Source organism: Acinetobacter suaedae (assembly GCF_008630915.1).
Lineage (GTDB): Bacteria > Pseudomonadota > Gammaproteobacteria > Pseudomonadales > Moraxellaceae > Acinetobacter > Acinetobacter suaedae.
Window position 1 is genome coordinate 2,042,443 of record NZ_CP043909.1, and the last position, 17,786, is coordinate 2,060,228.

At 39.3% G+C, this 17,786-nt stretch carries 18 protein-coding genes; 15 read left to right on the forward strand and 3 right to left on the reverse strand.

Translation table 11 applies throughout. The features are described 5' to 3' along the window. Positions 1-89 precede the first annotated feature (89 nt). The 3 genes from F2A31_RS09555 (at position 90) to F2A31_RS09565 (ending at position 1,949) form a co-directional block, all read left to right on the forward strand. A complete protein-coding gene (locus F2A31_RS09555) occupies positions 90-989 on the forward strand; it encodes a pseudouridine synthase (protein ID WP_150027754.1) in 900 nt (299 codons plus the stop codon). Between the two features lie 109 nt (positions 990-1,098). Further along, complete coding sequence (locus F2A31_RS09560; RefSeq protein WP_004638556.1) at positions 1,099-1,407, forward strand: type II toxin-antitoxin system RelB/DinJ family antitoxin; 309 nt, start codon at positions 1,099-1,101, stop codon at positions 1,405-1,407. 98 nt (positions 1,408-1,505) lie between these two features. After that, positions 1,506-1,949 (forward strand): GNAT family N-acetyltransferase, encoded by a 444-nt coding sequence (locus tag F2A31_RS09565; protein ID WP_005082104.1) that lies wholly within the window; start codon positions 1,506-1,508, stop codon positions 1,947-1,949. A 37-nt stretch (positions 1,950-1,986) separates the two neighbouring features. Here the strand turns inward: F2A31_RS09565 and F2A31_RS09570 are convergent, their stop codons facing one another. Next, a complete protein-coding gene (locus F2A31_RS09570) occupies positions 1,987-2,703 on the reverse strand; it encodes a pseudouridine synthase (RefSeq protein WP_150026198.1) in 717 nt (238 codons plus the stop codon). Between the two features lie 237 nt (positions 2,704-2,940). Between F2A31_RS09570 and F2A31_RS09575 the strand changes: the two genes are divergently transcribed. Together F2A31_RS09575 and F2A31_RS09580 are read left to right on the forward strand one after the other, a co-directional pair. Then, positions 2,941-3,438, forward strand: coding sequence for a glycine zipper 2TM domain-containing protein (locus tag F2A31_RS09575; protein WP_150026199.1), 498 nt, complete (start codon positions 2,941-2,943; stop codon positions 3,436-3,438). Between the two features lie 139 nt (positions 3,439-3,577). Further along, positions 3,578-4,579 (forward strand): LLM class flavin-dependent oxidoreductase, encoded by a 1,002-nt coding sequence (locus F2A31_RS09580; RefSeq protein WP_150026200.1) that lies wholly within the window; start codon positions 3,578-3,580, stop codon positions 4,577-4,579. A 64-nt stretch (positions 4,580-4,643) separates the two neighbouring features. Here F2A31_RS09580 and F2A31_RS09585 read toward each other — a convergent pair whose 3' ends face one another. Together F2A31_RS09585 and ppsR are read right to left on the reverse strand one after the other, a co-directional pair. After that, entirely contained in the window at positions 4,644-6,731 is a 2,088-nt protein-coding gene (locus F2A31_RS09585) for a sensor domain-containing protein (protein ID WP_456049274.1), read from the reverse strand. Between the two features lie 294 nt (positions 6,732-7,025). Continuing rightward, the gene (gene ppsR, locus F2A31_RS09590) at positions 7,026-7,862 is read right to left on the reverse strand and encodes a posphoenolpyruvate synthetase regulatory kinase/phosphorylase PpsR (protein WP_150026202.1); all 837 of its coding nucleotides are present in this window, start codon (positions 7,860-7,862) and stop codon (positions 7,026-7,028) included. A gap of 158 nt (positions 7,863-8,020) precedes the next feature. Here ppsR and ppsA point away from each other — a divergent pair, with 158 nt between their 5' ends. The 10 genes from ppsA to rplI all read left to right on the forward strand — a co-directional run bounded on the left by ppsA (position 8,021) and on the right by rplI (position 17,710). Then, positions 8,021-10,399, forward strand: coding sequence for a phosphoenolpyruvate synthase (gene ppsA, locus F2A31_RS09595; RefSeq protein ID WP_150026203.1), 2,379 nt, complete (start codon positions 8,021-8,023; stop codon positions 10,397-10,399). Between the two features lie 66 nt (positions 10,400-10,465). After that, on the forward strand, positions 10,466-11,245 hold the full coding sequence (locus F2A31_RS09600; protein WP_150026204.1) for an RDD family protein: 780 nt from the start codon (positions 10,466-10,468) through the stop codon (positions 11,243-11,245). A 298-nt stretch (positions 11,246-11,543) separates the two neighbouring features. After that, a complete protein-coding gene (gene cyoA / locus F2A31_RS09605; protein ID WP_150026205.1) occupies positions 11,544-12,611 on the forward strand; it encodes a ubiquinol oxidase subunit II in 1,068 nt (355 codons plus the stop codon). A 3-nt stretch (positions 12,612-12,614) separates the two neighbouring features. Then, complete coding sequence (gene cyoB / locus F2A31_RS09610) at positions 12,615-14,597, forward strand: cytochrome o ubiquinol oxidase subunit I (RefSeq protein WP_150026206.1); 1,983 nt, start codon at positions 12,615-12,617, stop codon at positions 14,595-14,597. A gap of 4 nt (positions 14,598-14,601) precedes the next feature. Continuing rightward, positions 14,602-15,222 carry a cytochrome o ubiquinol oxidase subunit III gene (gene cyoC / locus F2A31_RS09615; RefSeq protein WP_150026207.1) on the forward strand — a complete coding sequence of 207 codons (621 nt, stop codon included), beginning with the start codon at positions 14,602-14,604 and terminating at the stop codon, positions 15,220-15,222. Next, positions 15,222-15,551, forward strand: a complete 330-nt coding sequence (locus F2A31_RS09620; protein WP_150026208.1) for a cytochrome o ubiquinol oxidase subunit IV — start codon at positions 15,222-15,224, stop codon at positions 15,549-15,551. Before cyoC ends, F2A31_RS09620 begins: the two co-directional genes overlap by 1 nt. 10 nt (positions 15,552-15,561) lie before the next feature. Then, the gene (cyoE, locus tag F2A31_RS09625; RefSeq protein ID WP_150026209.1) at positions 15,562-16,440 is read left to right on the forward strand and encodes a heme o synthase; all 879 of its coding nucleotides are present in this window, start codon (positions 15,562-15,564) and stop codon (positions 16,438-16,440) included. Positions 16,441-16,628: 188 nt separating this feature from the next. Next, a complete protein-coding gene (gene rpsF, locus F2A31_RS09630) occupies positions 16,629-17,012 on the forward strand; it encodes a 30S ribosomal protein S6 (RefSeq protein WP_150026210.1) in 384 nt (127 codons plus the stop codon). An 11-nt stretch (positions 17,013-17,023) separates the two neighbouring features. Continuing rightward, on the forward strand, positions 17,024-17,251 hold the full coding sequence (rpsR, locus tag F2A31_RS09635; protein ID WP_000090661.1) for a 30S ribosomal protein S18: 228 nt from the start codon (positions 17,024-17,026) through the stop codon (positions 17,249-17,251). A 12-nt stretch (positions 17,252-17,263) separates the two neighbouring features. Beyond that, complete coding sequence (rplI, locus tag F2A31_RS09640) at positions 17,264-17,710, forward strand: 50S ribosomal protein L9 (RefSeq protein WP_004638539.1); 447 nt, start codon at positions 17,264-17,266, stop codon at positions 17,708-17,710. Positions 17,711-17,786 lie beyond the last annotated feature (76 nt).

Here is a 17,786-nt window from a genome sequence, read left to right on the forward strand (position 1 = left end):
CATTGCCACGAATTAAAGCCTAATCAACTATATTGAAACTGGCTTATTTTACTCCGCTTAGATTAGGTTAATTTTGTTGTATGAAGTCCATGTTTGAATTTACTCCTCCTTTAATTGACGGCGTCAGTGCGAGTAAAGTCTTTTTGCCGCACGGTATCACCATAAACACAATTTTCGAATATCTATGCCAACATTTTGAGCACATTAAAATCGAAGAATGGCAACAACGCTTTGATGATGGATTAATATATTCAGCCGGTGGTGAAAAATTAAAATCAGATAGCCCCTATACTGCCAATACACATATTTTTTACTACCGCTTTCTTGCTCACGAAGTACATGTGCCATTTCAACATGAAATCTTATTTGAGAATGAAGATTTACTCGTTGTTGATAAACCACACTTTCTCACCATGAGTCCTACAGGACAATACGTACAAGAAACACTACTCGTGCGCTTAAAAAAACAGACAGGTTATAAAGAGCTGACCCCAATCCACCGACTTGATCGTGAAACAGCAGGTGTAGTTTTATTCTGTAAAAAAGCAAGTGCAAGAGGAATTTATCAGCAGCTTTTTGCTGAAAGAAAAGTGCAAAAAATCTACCATGCAATTGCAGCGTATTGCCCTGAATTACATTTCCCACAAACGGTAAAGCTACATTTAGAAAAAGGCTTGCCTTTTTACACCATGCAAGTCAATTTAGAAAAACCAAGTAATACTGAAACTTTGATTGAGCTGTTAGAGCACAATAAATCCCACGCAAAATACTTACTTAAGCCCCAAACAGGTAAGCAACATCAATTACGAGTCCACCTGAACTATTTAGGTATCCCCATTCTAGATGATGAGTTTTATCCTGATATCGCGCACAAATCGAGTGATGATTTCTCTAACCCTTTACAGCTACTTGCAAAGGAAATCTTTTTCAATGATCCAGTCTCAAAACAAGAAATGCACTTCAACTCCAAGCTTGAATTGACATTGTAGATACATCGTAATGACAAAAATTCTATATTTTCACTTCAAAAATATTGAAATTACATTGTGATCGTTTAAAATACATGACGATAACTAAAAATATTTGGTCTTATTCTTCATGCGAAAAACAGAAGTTTATCAGGTTCGACTTGATTCACAGGAAAAGAAGCAAGCTTTTGCTGTCTTTAAACAACTCGGCATATCCCCTGCCCAAGCAGTGCGTCTTTTTTTCAAACAGGTTGTTCTTACAAAATCGATTCCCTTTGCAATCGAAAACCAAAATATAAACATGGAACAACTACTTAAATTGCGTAAATCGAAGGCTGCAGCCTCAAATGAGAATCAACCAAGCATAGATGTTGAAGATGATCACGAGGATTTATTTGAAGAGTTGAATGCGCTTTTAGGGGAAAGTGACAAAACTTAACAATGTTGCATTTATACACAAGTTTTTATTTTTTAAGCTGATTCTTTTTCGCTATTCTGTCATTCCGAATAAAACTATAAACTCAAGGATGGATAGGAATGATCGTAAAGAGAGCGGCGAAAGAAGATCTTCATCAACTTGCAGTTTTATTTGATGAATATCGCCAATTCTACGGTGCCTCATCAAATGTTGCGCAATCTTATCAGTTTTTAAATCATCGCTTTGAAAACAAAGATAGCGTTATTTTCATTCATGTAAAAGATGAAATTTTTACAGGATTTGTTCTTCTTTACCAAGCTTTCTCATCAGTATCTTGCGAAACCTACTATATATTAGATGATGTTTACGTCACACCAAGCTTTAGAAAGCAAGGCTCTGCCAAACAACTGATTGACACTGCAATTTTATTTGCACGGCATGAAAATGCTCAACGTATTAGTTTGGAAACCCAACGTAATAACTACCAGTCGCATCAACTTTATGAAAAAATGGGTTTTATTCATGACGATGAGTTTAAGACTTTCCATTGTTTTTTGAAATAAAAATGCTCTAAACGAAACGTTACTGTTAATACAAAATTCATTCTGTCTCAAGCGGAATATTTTGACTTAGTTGCTTTTGTTGTGGCGTTAAATAATCCCAATGTCCTTCCTCTAAATTTGGTAACTCAAGCAACCCGATCTGTTGCCGATGCAAACGTTCAACTTTATTTCCTACTGCTGCAATCATCCTCTTGACTTGGTGATAAACACCTTGATGAATCGTCATTGCAAGTTGGCGCTCTGAAATTAATTTGATATCTGTCGCCGCGTAAATACCCTTTTCATTGCGTAACTCTACTCCCAACTCTAATTGTTGCTTTTGTTCAGTTGTCACTGGGTCAGCTGTGGAAACATAATAGACCTTCGGAACGTGTTTCCTTGGATGTGTCAATGTCTGTAAATATTGTCCATCATCCGTCAAAAGCAAAAGTCCAGTTGTATCTTGATCTAGGCGACCAACACACTGCACACCACGATGAACTAAAATTTCGGGCAACAAACTAAAAACACTTCTATGATGTGTAGCTTGATGCGAACATTCATAGCCTTGTGGTTTATGAAGAACAATATAAACATATTCTCGATATTGATGTTTTTCCCCAAAAACCTCAAAACTCAAATTTTCTGTACTAAAATTCTGTTTTGGATTATCACAAATCTGATTATCTATGCGGACAGAGCCTTTTTTTATAAGTTGCTGACAATATTTACGTGAACCAAAGCCTTGCGATTGCAGAATTTTTTCCAGCAACATAACAAAATCCAAATCAAACCTGTGATTATTGTACTTGATTCTTTTACCCTCTGTTGCTTAGTTTATGTTCACCAATATTTATTCACATTTATGCCTTTTGTAATAGACGGTATACAAAACCCTCAAGAAACCCCATCAATCTAGTGAAACAGCTCCATACTTTCTAACAAAAGTCTTGTTACATTTGTCACAAGTTAAAAGAATATTGTCCAATCAATATGGACAAGGAGCTTCAAAGTGAAATCAAATATCTGGTTATGTAGTATCTTCCTCGCAGCAACATCTATAATGGGTGTTGCACATGCAGACAATACAACGCGTGTAGCTGCTACATCTGCTCTAGGAAGCGTTGTCGGTACAGCAGTCGGCAAAGAACTTGGTGGTCACACAGGTGCAATGATTGGCTCTGCAATCGGTGGCGCTGGTGGCGCTGCTGCTTCAAGCAATAAACGCAACCGTACTGAAGCAGCTATCGGTGGTGGTCTAGGTGGTGTTGGCGGATATACTGTCGGGAATAATATGGGTGGTACTAACGGTGGATATATTGGTGCAGCACTGGGCGCAGCAGGTGGTGCAGCGTTAGGTAATAAAGTTGCTCAAGATCGAGATGCTGATCGTCGCTATGACCGCCGCTACGATAATCGTCGTTCATATGATAATCGTCGCCATTACAAATCGAACAAAAAACATCGCCATGACAATGGATTACATCGCGGTTGGTATAAAAATCGATAAATCAATTTTCGATATCTCCTTAGCACCTTCGGGTGCTTTTTTTTGTGCTTAAAAACAGATACAAATAAATCGAATAAATCCGATATACAAACCCTCACCTATATCGTATTATTTCGATATAGAAGATTGAGTATCTAAAATGAAATCACTGCAAGAGATCAAATTCTCTATTTTAGAATTAGCCCCCGTACGAGATAATCAAAGTATTGAATTTTCCTTACGCCATGCATTGGAATTAGCACAGCACGCAGAAAGGCTGGGCTATGAACGCTTTTGGCTTGCTGAGCACCACAATATGGATGGTATCGCCAGTTCAGCAACTGCTGTCTTATTAGGTTTTATTGCTGCGCATACTCAAAAAATTAGATTGGGATCCGGCGGTATCATGCTCCCAAACCATGCCCCATTGGTCGTCGCAGAGCAATTTGGTACTTTAGCCACCCTCTACCCGAATCGCTTTGAACTAGGATTAGGTCGTGCACCTGGTACCGACCCTGTTACGATGCGTGCATTGCGCCGCGGTCGTCAAGAAACAGAAGATCAGTTCCCTCAAGACGTCATTGAAATTCTACAATATTTTAAAGAACCTACCCCGAATCAGAAAATTGTTGCGACCCCAGGACAAAATACACATGTACCAGTATGGTTATTAGGTTCAAGTCTATTTAGCGCACAACTTGCAGCAAAACTAGGACTCCCTTATTCCTTTGCTTCACATTTCGCACCTAGAATGCTCGCTCAAGCAATCGACATCTATCGTGAAAACTTCCAAGCCTCAGAATATTTGGACAAACCTTATGTTTCTATGGGTGTACCAACCGTTGTTGCGACAACAGATGACGAAGCGCAATTTTTAGCGACAAGTTCATATCAGAGAGTATTAAATCTGATTCGAGGTCATAGTCTTAAACTCAAGCCTCCTATTCAATCCATCCATGGGCTTGCGAATAGTGCTGAACAATTAACGATTCAGAATTTTTATGCGATGGTGCAAATTGGTTCTCAAGATACAGTCAAAGCTGGCCTCAATAAGATTGCCGCACAATATGATGTAGATGAATTTATTTTCACATGTGACATCTATGACACACAAAAACGCTTAGATAACTTTAGCTTATTGATGGATCTAAAGCATAATTAATACGTTGAATAAAATGAAAAAGGTCTATTCACATATAGACCTTTATCTTTCAATTTCTAACAACTTAGTACAGACGTGTTCCACGTTTCATCATTTGTGTAGCCTGCTGTACATTTACAGCACGACTAAACAGATAACCTTGTCCAATTGAACATCCTGATCGCATAAGCAACTCTAATTGCTCCGAATTTTCAATACCTTCTGCAACAATATCCAAAGCCAATTTTGGTCCTAAAGCAATAATCGCTTGAACGATCGCCAAAATCGCCTCATCATCATTCATTTGACGAATAAACTCACAATCAATTTTTAGACAATCGACAGGATAGTCTCTTAAGCGTGTTAAAGAAGAATGCCCTGTTCCAAAATCATCAAGTGCAATCTTAACACCTTGCTGTTTAAGCAAATTCAACGCTCTAATCACATAGTCAGAACCGCGATCATCTAGAATATGTTCTGTAATTTCGATTTCAATTAAATGATGCGGAATTTTGTATAAATTCAAGCGTTGTAACAGGCGCTCTGCATAATTGTCCTTGAGAAACTCAACAGGTGCAGCATTAATCGACACTGGGACGACTGCCACCCCCTGCTCAAGCCACATTGCAATATTTTTGAAGACTTTATTCTGTATCGCATCACTAATTCTAGTCGCCAGTACATAGTCTTGGAAAGCCTGTTCAATATTACACGGCGAATGAATACGCTTGTCCTCAGTTTGCCAACGTAATAGAGCTTCAAATCCGACAACCTTACCATCAGATAAACGTACCTTTGGTTGATAAAATGGAACCATCAGATCATCACGAATGATATGACGTGCTTCATTTAACTGAATCGCAATGTTTTGTGCCGCAATCTCCATCTGTTGATCAAACATACGGAAACCACCTCGTCCTGTTGCTTTTAAATCATTCAAAGCTGTGTCGGCACACTTCATTAAGTTTGATGAATCTTTTGCATCGCAAGGATAAATCGCGCAACCAATACTCATACTGCCATTAATTAAATTGCCGGCGTAGGTAATTGGCGCATCTAGCTGCCTACTCACATCTATTGCAACTTTTTCAAGTTCAAGCCTATCTTCCATTCCATTAACCAAAATCGCAAATTCATCGCCACCTAAACGTGCCACAAAAGTATTTTCGGGTAAAATATTATCTATACGCTTTGATAAAATGCGAAGTAGATGATCGCCTGCTGCATGTCCAAGCGTATCATTAACATGTTTAAAATAATCTAGATCTAATAATATTAAACCCAGAAACTTTTCACTCTTTTTATGCTTTTGTAATGAACGTTTCAGTTGTAATTTAAAGAAGCGGCGATTATACAATCCAGTTAACTCATCCAACTCGCTGGAGATACGTAATTGTATTTCAGTTTGTCGTTGTGCTGTCACATCACGTGACATACAAAGGATCTGCACAATTTGACCTTTATCATTTAAAACGGGTGTAAGTAAGTTATCCCAGTATTGTTTACAATCCCCCTCACCACTCATACCACGAAAACGTGCAGTTTTTCCTTTAAGTGCCATTTTTAAAGCATAATTTGCTTTGGACCGTATCTCTGGCGCTAATAGCTCTGTCCATTTCATTCCAAACCGGTGGTTATTTTCAGGAATATTAAGAGCAATGCACCCTGTTCTATTCACATGTAACAAACACCCATCTACGTCCAATAGCTTGATACAATCCACACTATTATCAAGCATGTTAGTTTGTGCATTGATGCATTGAACTAAATTTTGTTGATATTGTTTAGTTTCATGAATATCAACACTATTGATAAACCAATATCCTTGGATTCCTTGCTCAGCTTTTACAAACTGCGCCGATAATAAAAACCATCGATAAGATCCTGATTGATGTCTCAGTCGGCATTCAACCTGAAAAGGTATTTTAGAATAAAATGCTTGGCGCCATTCACTTTGAAAGATAGGAATATCCTCAAAATGAAGTAAATCCATCCAGTTTTTTTCGAACTTTTGATATTCATTTAAACCGATATACTCTTGGCTGACCTTATTAAAAAAATAAGCATCACCATGGTCTGAAAGCAACCAAACTAGACTCGGTATATGATTAAAAATGTTTTGCTGGACTTCATTCATTTGATGGTTTGATTGAAAAGTTAAAGCCGAATTCACATGCTTCTTAAGTAACTTTACTGGCTATATTCCAAACAGAATTCTTTATTACAAGATATTCAGTCGTAATGAAAACCATATACCACCAATAGCAAAAGTGAGATTTACATCACAATATTTTAACATAAATGAGTAAATTTTGACATACCTTACACAAATACTAGTTAATCTCACTTTATTATTAAAGTTCAATTGTTTATTTTTAATTAACTATTTCAGTATTCACACCCCGAATCGTTAAGAGCAACTTTTTTATAGGCTGCCACTCTCTACCGAGGGCAGCAACTATACCAGTTAACCTATACGCCGTTTCAAACCTGTCATTTGCAAAATACGTGTAGAAATTTCCTCAATTGACATCTCAGTAACATTTAAGTACTTAATTCCTTCCGAAATATAAATCCCTTCTATCGCTCGTAATTCCATTTGGCATTGGCTAAAACTTGCGTAGCGACTATTCGCTTTTCGTTCATTACGTATTGCGACTAAACGCTCCGCATCAATCATCAATCCAAACAGCTTATTTTTATGCTCTCTTAATATTTTTGGCAGGCGATTATCATCCAAATCTTCTTCAGTTAATGGATAGTTTGCCACTCGAATCCCGAATTGTAATGATAGATAAATTGAGGTTGGAGTTTTCCCAGAACGAGAAACACCAATTAAAATGATGTCCGCTTTATCATAATGACGTGTGCGTGCCCCATCATCATTATCCAATGCAAAATGAACAGCATCGATACGTGCCTTATAATATTCAGAATCTGTTACGGCATGGGTCTGCCCCACCAACGTCGTTGGAGGAATTCCCAACTCCTGTTCTAGTTTACTGATCAAGCCCTCAAAAACATCCAAATTTACGGCTTTAGCTGTATTAATAATTTCACGTACATGCGGATCAACTAAAGTATCAAAAACCAAAGGAAGTGAACCGTCACGACTTTGGCAAGCATTAATCTCAACCGCAACATTCATAGCAGCTTCTTCTGTCGTAATATACGGCATGATATGAATATCAAAATCAACATTTGGAAATTGTGCAAGTAGTGAATGCCCAAGGGTTTCTGCAGTGATTGCGGTACCATCTGAAATAAAAAATACGCTCCGTTTAATTTGTTTACTTTCGGGCATCAAAATTCTCCTTAAACATTTGTCTTAGTGCTCTATAATCTTTATAGTAAACTCATCTAACATGACTGTCGCTTAGTAAAACGCTAAATCTAAGCACATTCGTATAATTTCATACCAATGATGGTCATTCATACTGCAAAAAAAGTGGAGTAAATACTTTGGAAGCGCGCGTAATCGGTCTGGAAAAATTAGGAAAACACGATGTCGAACTCGTAGGTGGGAAAAACTCATCTTTGGGTGAAATGATCAGCCATTTATCCAATGCTGGTGTATCGGTACCTGGTGGTTTTGCTACAACTGCAGCTGCCTATCGTGAGTTCTTGGATCAAAGCGGCTTAAATGCTCGAATTCAGGCTGAACTTGCACAACTCAATGTTGATGATGTTATCGCGCTTGCTGAAACAGGTGCAAAAATCCGCAAATGGATTGTTGATACACCACTTACAGAAACTCTAGAAAAAGAAATTCGTGAAGCTTTCACAGCACTTTCAAACGGTAATCCAGACATCGCTGTTGCTGTGCGTTCCTCTGCAACTGCAGAAGATTTACCTGATGCTTCTTTCGCAGGACAACAAGAAACTTTCCTAAATATTCGCGGCATTGATAATATCCTGATCGCAATTAAAGAAGTTTTTGCTTCACTATATAATGACCGTGCAATTGCTTATCGTGTACACCAAGGTTTTGATCACAGCGTAGTTGCTCTATCTGCTGGTGTACAACGTATGGTTCGTTCAGAAACTGGTGCTGCGGGTGTTATGTTCACACTCGATACAGAATCAGGATTCCGTGATGTAGTCTTCATTACAGCATCATACGGTTTGGGCGAAATGGTCGTACAAGGCGCAGTAAACCCAGACGAATTCTATTTATCAAAACCACTTTTAAATGCTGGTAAACATTCTGTTCTCCGTCGCAACCTTGGTTCAAAACACCAAAAAATGATTTATGGTGAAGAAGGTACTGCGGGTAAATCAGTTGTTGTTGTAGATGTTGAAAAACCTGAACGCCAACAATTTGCATTAAATGATCACGAATTACATGAGCTTGCAAAACAAGCTTTAATCATCGAACAACATTACGGTGCTCCAATGGACATCGAATGGGCAAAAGATGGTGATGATGGCCAAATCTACATTGTTCAAGCACGTCCAGAAACTGTAAAAAGTCGTCAAAATGTCGGCACAATGGAACGCTACTTATTAAAACAACGCGGAACAGTCATTTGTGAAGGACGCTCTATTGGGCAACGTATCGGCTCAGGTAAAGTTCGTGTTGTAACATCTATTAAGGAAATGGACAAAGTCCAAGATGGTGATGTACTCGTATCTGACATGACTGACCCAGATTGGGAACCAGTGATGAAACGTGCGGCAGCTATTGTAACCAATCGTGGTGGTCGTACATGTCACGCAGCGATTATTGCACGTGAGCTTGGTGTCCCAGCAATTGTGGGTTGTGGTAATGCAACCGAAGTACTCACTGATGGACAGGAAGTAACAGTTTCTTGTGCTGAAGGTGATACCGGTTTCATCTATGAAGGTGCATTAGACTTTGAAGTGCAACGCAATTCAATTCACTCTATGCCACAATTACCGTTTAAAATCATGATGAACGTGGGTAACCCTGACCGCGCATTTGACTTTGCTCAAATTCCAAATGAAGGGATCGGACTTGCACGTCTTGAGTTCATTATTAACCGTATGATTGGCGTACACCCGAAAGCATTACTAAACATCGAGAGCCTTCCTCGTGAAACTCGTGCAGCAGTTATGACACGTACTGCTGGCTATTCTTCTCCTATCGAGTTTTATGTAGAAAAGTTAGTTGAAGGTATTTCAACTCTCGCTGCGGCATTTGCAGAAAAGCCTGTGATTGTTCGTATGTCTGACTTCAAATCGAATGAATATGCCAATTTAATCGGTGGTAAATTATACGAACCAGAAGAAGAAAACCCAATGTTAGGTTTCCGTGGTGCAAGTCGCTACGTATCTGACAATTTCCGCGACTGTTTTGAGCTCGAATGCCGTGCATTGAAAAAAGTTCGGGATGAAATGGGCTTAACCAATGTTCAAATTATGATTCCTTTCGTTCGTACCGTTTCTGAAGCGAAACGTGTCATCGAACTCCTTGCTCAAAACGGTTTAAAACGTGGTGAGAATGGCTTAAAAGTGATCATGATGTGTGAGTTGCCAACCAATGCATTATTGGCAGAGCAATTCCTTGAACACTTCGATGGTTTCTCAATTGGTTCAAACGATTTAACACAGCTTACGCTTGGTTTAGATCGCGATTCAGGTATCGTTTCTCACTTATTTGACGAACGTGACCCTGCTGTGAAAGCTTTGTTATCGATGGCAATTCATGCTTGTCGTAAAGCAGGAAAATATGTAGGTATCTGTGGTCAAGGTCCTTCCGACCATCCTGATCTTGCAAAATGGCTCATGGAGCAAGGTATCGAATCTGTTTCACTTAACCCTGACTCAGTTCTAGATACTTGGTTCTTCTTGGCTGAAGAAAAAATTAAACAAGCTTAACCACTATTTTAAAAGACCCCCTAGGTGGGGTCTTTTTTCATCATTTGTGATAGAGATTTAGAACATATGCAAATTTACTTGGCACGTAATAATCAACAAGCTGGTCCATATACCCTAGAACAAGTCAATCAAATGCTTGCAAGCCAACAAGTCCTACTTACTGATCTTGCTTGGCATGAAGGAATGAGTGAATGGAAAACGCTCGGTGAGTTAACCCAAGGAAAACTTGTGTATGAACCAGTCGGTCATACATCCACCCCATTTCCACCATCACAATCTATTGATACGGCATCTAATACAAATCAATACCAAACAAAAACTACAGCACAAGAAACTAAGACCACAGAACTAGCATCTATTGGATCTCGTGCATTTGCTAAAATTATTGACTTTGTGTTGTGGTTACCGATCGCAGCAATTCCATCATTTTATTTTAGTGAAGAACAACACGTACAACTCGCAGATATTCAGAAACAAATGCAAGCAGCTGAGTTTGCATCAACCAAAGCAGCTGAATTACAACAACAGTTATTCCAACTTATTCCACCTGAAGCGTGGCAAAGTATGATGATTTATATTGTCGTGATGCTTATGATTCAAGCCTATTTCATTGCGAAATCTGGACAAAGTATTGGTAAGAAATTAGTACGCATCAAAATTGTAGATGTAGAAAATAATACCCAAGTCAGCTTGATCCGAGCATTCTGGTTGCGAAGCGTTGTATTTATTATTTTAAATATGCTTCTTTTCCCGATTATTACCATCATCGATTATGCTTTCGCAATCAGTTCAAACCGTCAAACTTTGCACGATAAATTCGCAAAAACCAAAGTGATTAAGCAATAATTACAAATCAATAAAGAAAAGAGGATTTAATCCTCTTTTCTTTATATTAAGCTGATATTTATAGAAAAAGCATATAGCCAAATAACAATCCCTACAAAATAAATCGAGTTTTAAAACAAGCATTTCAGACCACTTTATCAGTAGCTTAGTTTTTCAATATGAGGCATAATGCCCAACAACGTAGCGGTGTCGCATGGTTGCTAAGCATTTTTTTAAAAAGATCTTATCAACCATGCGACACTTTAATCGCTATCCCATAATTTAATTAGGGAATGGGACTCTTCACCGAGGTTGTAAAATGAGACAAACGATTTTAGCTGTATTGTCTTTATCAACGCTTGCTGTGCTCTTAACAGGGTGCGGTGGTGATATGGTACTTCTAAACAATAAAGGTCCAGTTGGTCAAGGTCAAAGTAGCCTGATGATGACTGCGATCTATCTCATGCTATTGGTGGTTATTCCATCAATTGTTATGGCATTGTGGTTTGGTTGGAAATATCGCGCGTCGAATAAAGATGCAGACTATAAACCTACATGGGCACACTCTACGGCAATTGAAATTGTTGTTTGGGGTATTCCTGTCATTATTATTGGTATTTTAGCTTGGTTAACTTGGTGGGGTTCCCACAAGTACGACCCTTACCGTCCGTTAGAGTCTGATAAGGCCCCATTAACGATTCAGGTTATTGCTGAACAGTTTAAATGGATCTTTATCTATCCTGAGCAAAACATTGCAACGGTAAATGAAGTACGCTTCCCAGAACAAACGCCTGTAAGCTTTAAGATTACATCTAACTTCACAATGAATTCATTCTTCATTCCACAGTTAGGTGGTCAAATCTATGCCATGGCAGGTATGCAAACTCACCTCCATCTATTAGCAGATGAACCAGGTGTATTCCGTGGTATCTCAGCAAACTATTCAGGCTATGGTTTCTCCCAAATGCGCTTTAAAGCACATAGTGTGACTGATGCTGAATTTGCACAATGGGTAGAAGCTGTTAAATCTGGTCAAGGCAATACCGTTGTAGTTGACGAAAATGGCACTACAGCAATTCAAAAAGGTACGCTTGATCAAGCTGAATTAGCAACGCTTAAAGATGGTAATCGTTCTAAACATCAGATCGACGCACTTGTAGCAAGAGCAAAGACTCCAGAAGAAAAGAAAGCGGCTGAAGAAATGAAGCCTTATCCAACTGAGCCACATGCTGTGACTTATTATTCTTCAGTTGAGCCTAAATTGTTCGAATCTGTTATCAATCATTATATGAGTAACTATCATGGTGCAGACCACTCAGCTTCAGCTGAGCATGCAACTGATGCTCATACTAATGATGAACATGCCACAGCTTCTGCAGAGGAATAAGACATGTTTGGAAAGTTAGGACTTGATGCAATTCCGCACGATCCAATCGTGTTGGTTACTGTTGCAATGATGATTCTAGGTGGTATCGCTCTTGTTGGTGGTATTACTTATTTCAAAAAATGGGGCTACCTGTGGAACGAATGGTTCACATCAGTAGACCATAAAAAAATTGGTATCATGTATATCATCGTTTCTGTCATCATGCTTTTGCGTGGTTTCGCAGATGCGATCATGATGCGTTTGCAACTTTTCCTTGCGAAAGGTGGCGGCGAAGGCTATTTACACCCAGAACACTACGATCAGATCTTCACCGCACACGGTGTCATCATGATCTTCTTCGTAGCAATGGGTCTAGTCGTTGGTATGATGAACATCTCAGTACCATTACAAATTGGTGCTCGTGACGTTGCATTCCCATTATTGAACTCTCTTAGCTTCTGGTTATTTGCTGGTGCTGCGGGTCTCATGATGGTTTCTCTCGCACTTGGTGAGTTCGCTGCAACAGGTTGGATGGCATATCCTCCTCTGTCTGGAATCGAATATTCTCCTGGTGTTGGTGTAGATTACTATATTTGGGCACTACAGGTTTCTGGTCTAGGTACGCTTTTAACAGGTGTTAACTTCTTCGTTACCATCATCAAAATGCGTGCGCCTGGCATGAAGCTTATGGACATGCCAATCTTCACTTGGACCTCTCTTTGTACGGCTGTCTTGATTATTGCATCGTTCCCTGTTTTAACGGGTACACTTGCAATGTTAACGTTAGACCGTTACTTCGGTTTCCATTTCTTCACCAATGAGCTTGGCGGTAGCCCAATGCTTTATGTGAACTTGATTTGGACATGGGGCCACCCTGAAGTATATATCTTGGTATTACCAGCATTTGGTTTATACTCAGAAATCGTTGCAACTTTCTCTCGTAAGACGTTGTTCGGTTACAAATCAATGGTGTATGCAACAATCGCAATTACTGTACTTGCATTCGTTGTATGGCTTCACCACTTCTTCACCATGGGTGCTGGTGCGAACGTAAACGCGTTCTTCGGTATTATGACCATGGTTATTGCGATTCCGACTGGTGTAAAAATCTTCTCTTGGTTGTTCACCATGTACAAAGGTCGCATTACCTATACGACTCCAATGTTATGGACGCTTGGCTTCCTTGTAACATTCGGTATCGGTGGTTTGACCGGTGTACTTATGGCTGTTCCACCTGCGGACTTCCTTGTACACAACTCACTCTTCTTGATCGCTCACTTCCATAACGTAATTATCGGTGGTGTGGTGTTTGGTATGTTTGCTGGCATCATTTTCTACTGGCCAAAAATGTTTGGTTGGAAGCTCAATGAAGCATGGGGTAAAGCTGCGTTCTGGTTCTGGTTCATTGGTTTCTATTTTGCATTCATGCCACTTTATATCCTTGGCTTCATGGGTATGACTCGTCGCTTGAATACATATGACAACCCTGAATGGGATCCATACTTAGCTATCGCTTTATTTGGTGCTGTTCTTATTGCAATCGGTATTGCATGTTTCTTGATGCAAATCATCGTTGGCTTCTTACAACGTAAGGACAATATGGACTACACTGGCGACCCATGGGATGGCCGTACACTTGAATGGGCAACTTCTTCCCCTGCTCCATTCTATAACTTTGCGCATGTTCCTGCTGCTGATGGTATCGATCGCTTCTGGACTGACAAAGAAAATGGTGTCGCATACGCTCGCAATACAAAGTATGAAGATATCCACATGCCGACAAATCGTGCTGCTGGTTTCGTTATTGCGATGTTCATTACCATTCTTGGTTTCGCGCTCATCTGGCATATTTGGTGGCTTGTAGCGGTTTCATTCGTTTCTGCGATCATCAGCTTTATCGTAAGCTCATTCACTAAGAATGTTGACTACTATGTTCCGGCTGCTGAAGTTGAACGTATTGAAAATGAACGTTATGCGTTACTTGAAAAACACTTGAAGAAGGACTAAGGATATGGCTGAAGTACTTCATCACGATAACCACGGACATGATGGTCATCACGAACATGATGATACAGACTTAACGGTCTTTGGTTTCTGGACATATTTGATGAGTGACTTGATCCTTTTCGGATCACTCTTCATCGCATTTGCTGTATTAAGCAGTCATATTCCACCAGGTACACCTAGTGCATACGACTTATTCCATGATTCTTTGGGATTCGTATTAGCTGAAACCTTTGCACTCCTTATTTCATCTGTGACATTTGGTTTTGCAGTACTTGCATCATACAAAAAGAATGTTAACCAAGTTCTCTTATGGTTAATTATTACTTTTATTTTTGGTGCAACGTTCATTGGGATGGAAATCTATGAATTCCATCACCTTGTTCATGAAGGTCACGGTCCAAGTACAAGTGCATTCTTATCAGCGTTCTTTACTTTGGTTGGTACGCACGGTATCCACGTAACTTCTGGTTTAGTGTGGATGGCTGTTTTGATGTATCAAATCAAACAGAACGGTTTGACACTACCGAATACACGTCGTCTTGCTTGCTTAAGCTTGTTCTGGCACTTCCTTGACATCGTTTGGATCTGTGTATTCAGCGTCGTTTACTTACTGGGAGTTCTCTAATGAGTAGTCATGACCATAATGCTGCAGGTGCATCGCACGGTAATGTAAAACAATACACAGTTGGCTTTATTCTTTCTGTCGTTCTCACCATCATCCCTTTTGGGATGGTGATGGCAGGCGGTTTTAGCCGTGGCATTTTAGTTACTGTCATTGCAATTACTGCAGTTGCTCAGGTACTTGTACAACTTGTGTATTTCCTACACATGAACACTTCATCTGATCAACGCTGGAACCTTATTGCATTTATCTACACAATTTTATGTATTGCTGTACTTCTAGTTGGCTCTGTGTGGATTATGAATTACCTACACTACAACATGATGATCTAAACTGATTGTCATGTGGAAAAAGTACTTATTCCTGACTAAGCCAGGAATTCTCTTCGGTAATTTTATTACCACTTTGGGCGGCTTCTTTTTAGCCGCCCAAGGCTCTATAGACTACCTCTTATTATTACTCACACTCATCGGAACAACGCTCGTCGTTGCATCAGGATGTGTGGTAAATAACGTAATTGACCAAGACATCGATCAAAAAATGCAACGCACCATGAACCGTGCGCTTGTAAAGAAAACCATCTCCCCTACAATCGCAATGTGTTATGCCTTTGTGTTAGGTGTAATGGGTTTCAGCATACTTTGGTTCTATATCAATGCGTATGCTTTTTTATTTGCTGTGATTGGTTTTGTAGTCTATGTCGGTTTTTATAGTTTGTGGACTAAACGCACCACAATCCACCAAACCGTTATTGGTAGTATTTCTGGGGCGAGTCCACCTGTCATTGGTTATACGGCTGTGAGTCATCAATTTGATATGGCGGCTTTATTGCTCTTTGCTGCATATGCTTTATGGCAAATGCCACATTCATGGGCAATTGCAATCTATCGTTTTGACGACTACAAAAATGCAGGAGTTCCGATATTACCAGTCGCTCGTTCAATCATACGAACTAAAATAGAATCACTGATCTATGTAGTTTTATTTACACTAGCAATGAACGCATTATTTATTTATGGATATACCAATATTCTGTTTTTGGTGATCTGTAATGTACTTTGTGTTTACTGGTTTTATATTGGTATTTTAGGGTTCAAAGCAGAAAATGATCAACTTTGGGCAAAACGCTTTTTCTTATTTTCTGTGATTTTAATTACAGTGATTAGTTTAAGTTTTAGCTTTACCTTTAAAACCCCTGCACCACTCTTTCCGATTTTTTAAAAAAGATAGAGAAACTCTCTATCTTTTTTCTCTCCGTAAACATCTTACATTTCTTAGAATTTTTTCTTGTTATTTGGTTAAAAACCACCTAAAATTCACGCTTCGCAATTTGCGACATAACTATTTAGTTATGACTCCTTGCTTCTAATCTATGTATTAGGGGCTGTTTAAACCGTAAGGAGCTGACAATGCGTCACTACGAAATCGTACTTTTGGTACATCCAGACCAAAGCGATCAAGTTGTAGGTATGGTTGAACGCTATATCTCTCAGATCAAAGAAGCTGAAGGTCAAATTCACCGTTTAGAAGATTGGGGCCGTCGTCAATTGGCTTACCCAATTAACAAAATTCACAAAGCACACTACATTCTTATGAATGTTGAATGTGGTCAAACGACTCTTGATGAGTTAGAAGAATTGTTCCGTTATAACGATGCAATTATTCGTAGCCTTATCATCCGTCGTGAACACGCAATTACTGAAGAATCTTTACTTGCTAAGAGTGCTGAAGAAAAACGTGCGCGTAAAGCTCAACGTGAAGAAGCACAACAAGCAGTTCAAGAAGCTGAATAAGGAGAACATCAATGGCACGTTTTTACCGTCGTCGCAAGTTCTGCCGCTTTACAGCTGAGAATGTTGCGTACATCGACTACAAAGATATCGACACTTTAAAACAGTACATCACTGAAAACGGCAAGATTGTTCCTAGCCGTATTACAGGTACTAAAGCTCGTTATCAACGTCAATTAGCGTTAGCTATCAAACAAGCTCGCTATTTGTCTTTGATTCCGTACACTGACAACCATAAGTAAGTGAGGTGAGCTGTGGACGTTATCTTATTACAACGCATTAAGAACCTTGGTAAATTAGGCGACAAAGTATCAGTTAAAGCTGGTTACGGTCGTAACTTCTTGATCCCTCAAGGTAAAGCTGTAGCTGCAACTGAAGCAAACACTGCTGCTTTTGAAGCTCGTCGTGCTGAACTTGAAAAACAAGAAGCTGATATTTTAGCTGCTGCAAATGCACGTGCTGAACAATTGAACGAAGTAAATATCGTAATCACAGCTAAAGCTGGTGATGAAGGTAAACTATTCGGTTCTATCGGTACTCGTGATATTGCTGATGCTTTAACGAACGCTGGTCTTGTTGTTGACCGTGCTGAAGTTCGTTTACCAAATGGTGCGCTTCGTCACACTGGTGAATTCAACATCGCAATCCAATTGCATCATGATGTTGTTGCTGAAGTTCTCGTTACTATCGTATCTGAGTAATTTCTGCAAAGAAAAAGAGCATGTTTTACATGCTCTTTTTTTATGTCTGCTGATTTGTAAATTATCCTATTTATTG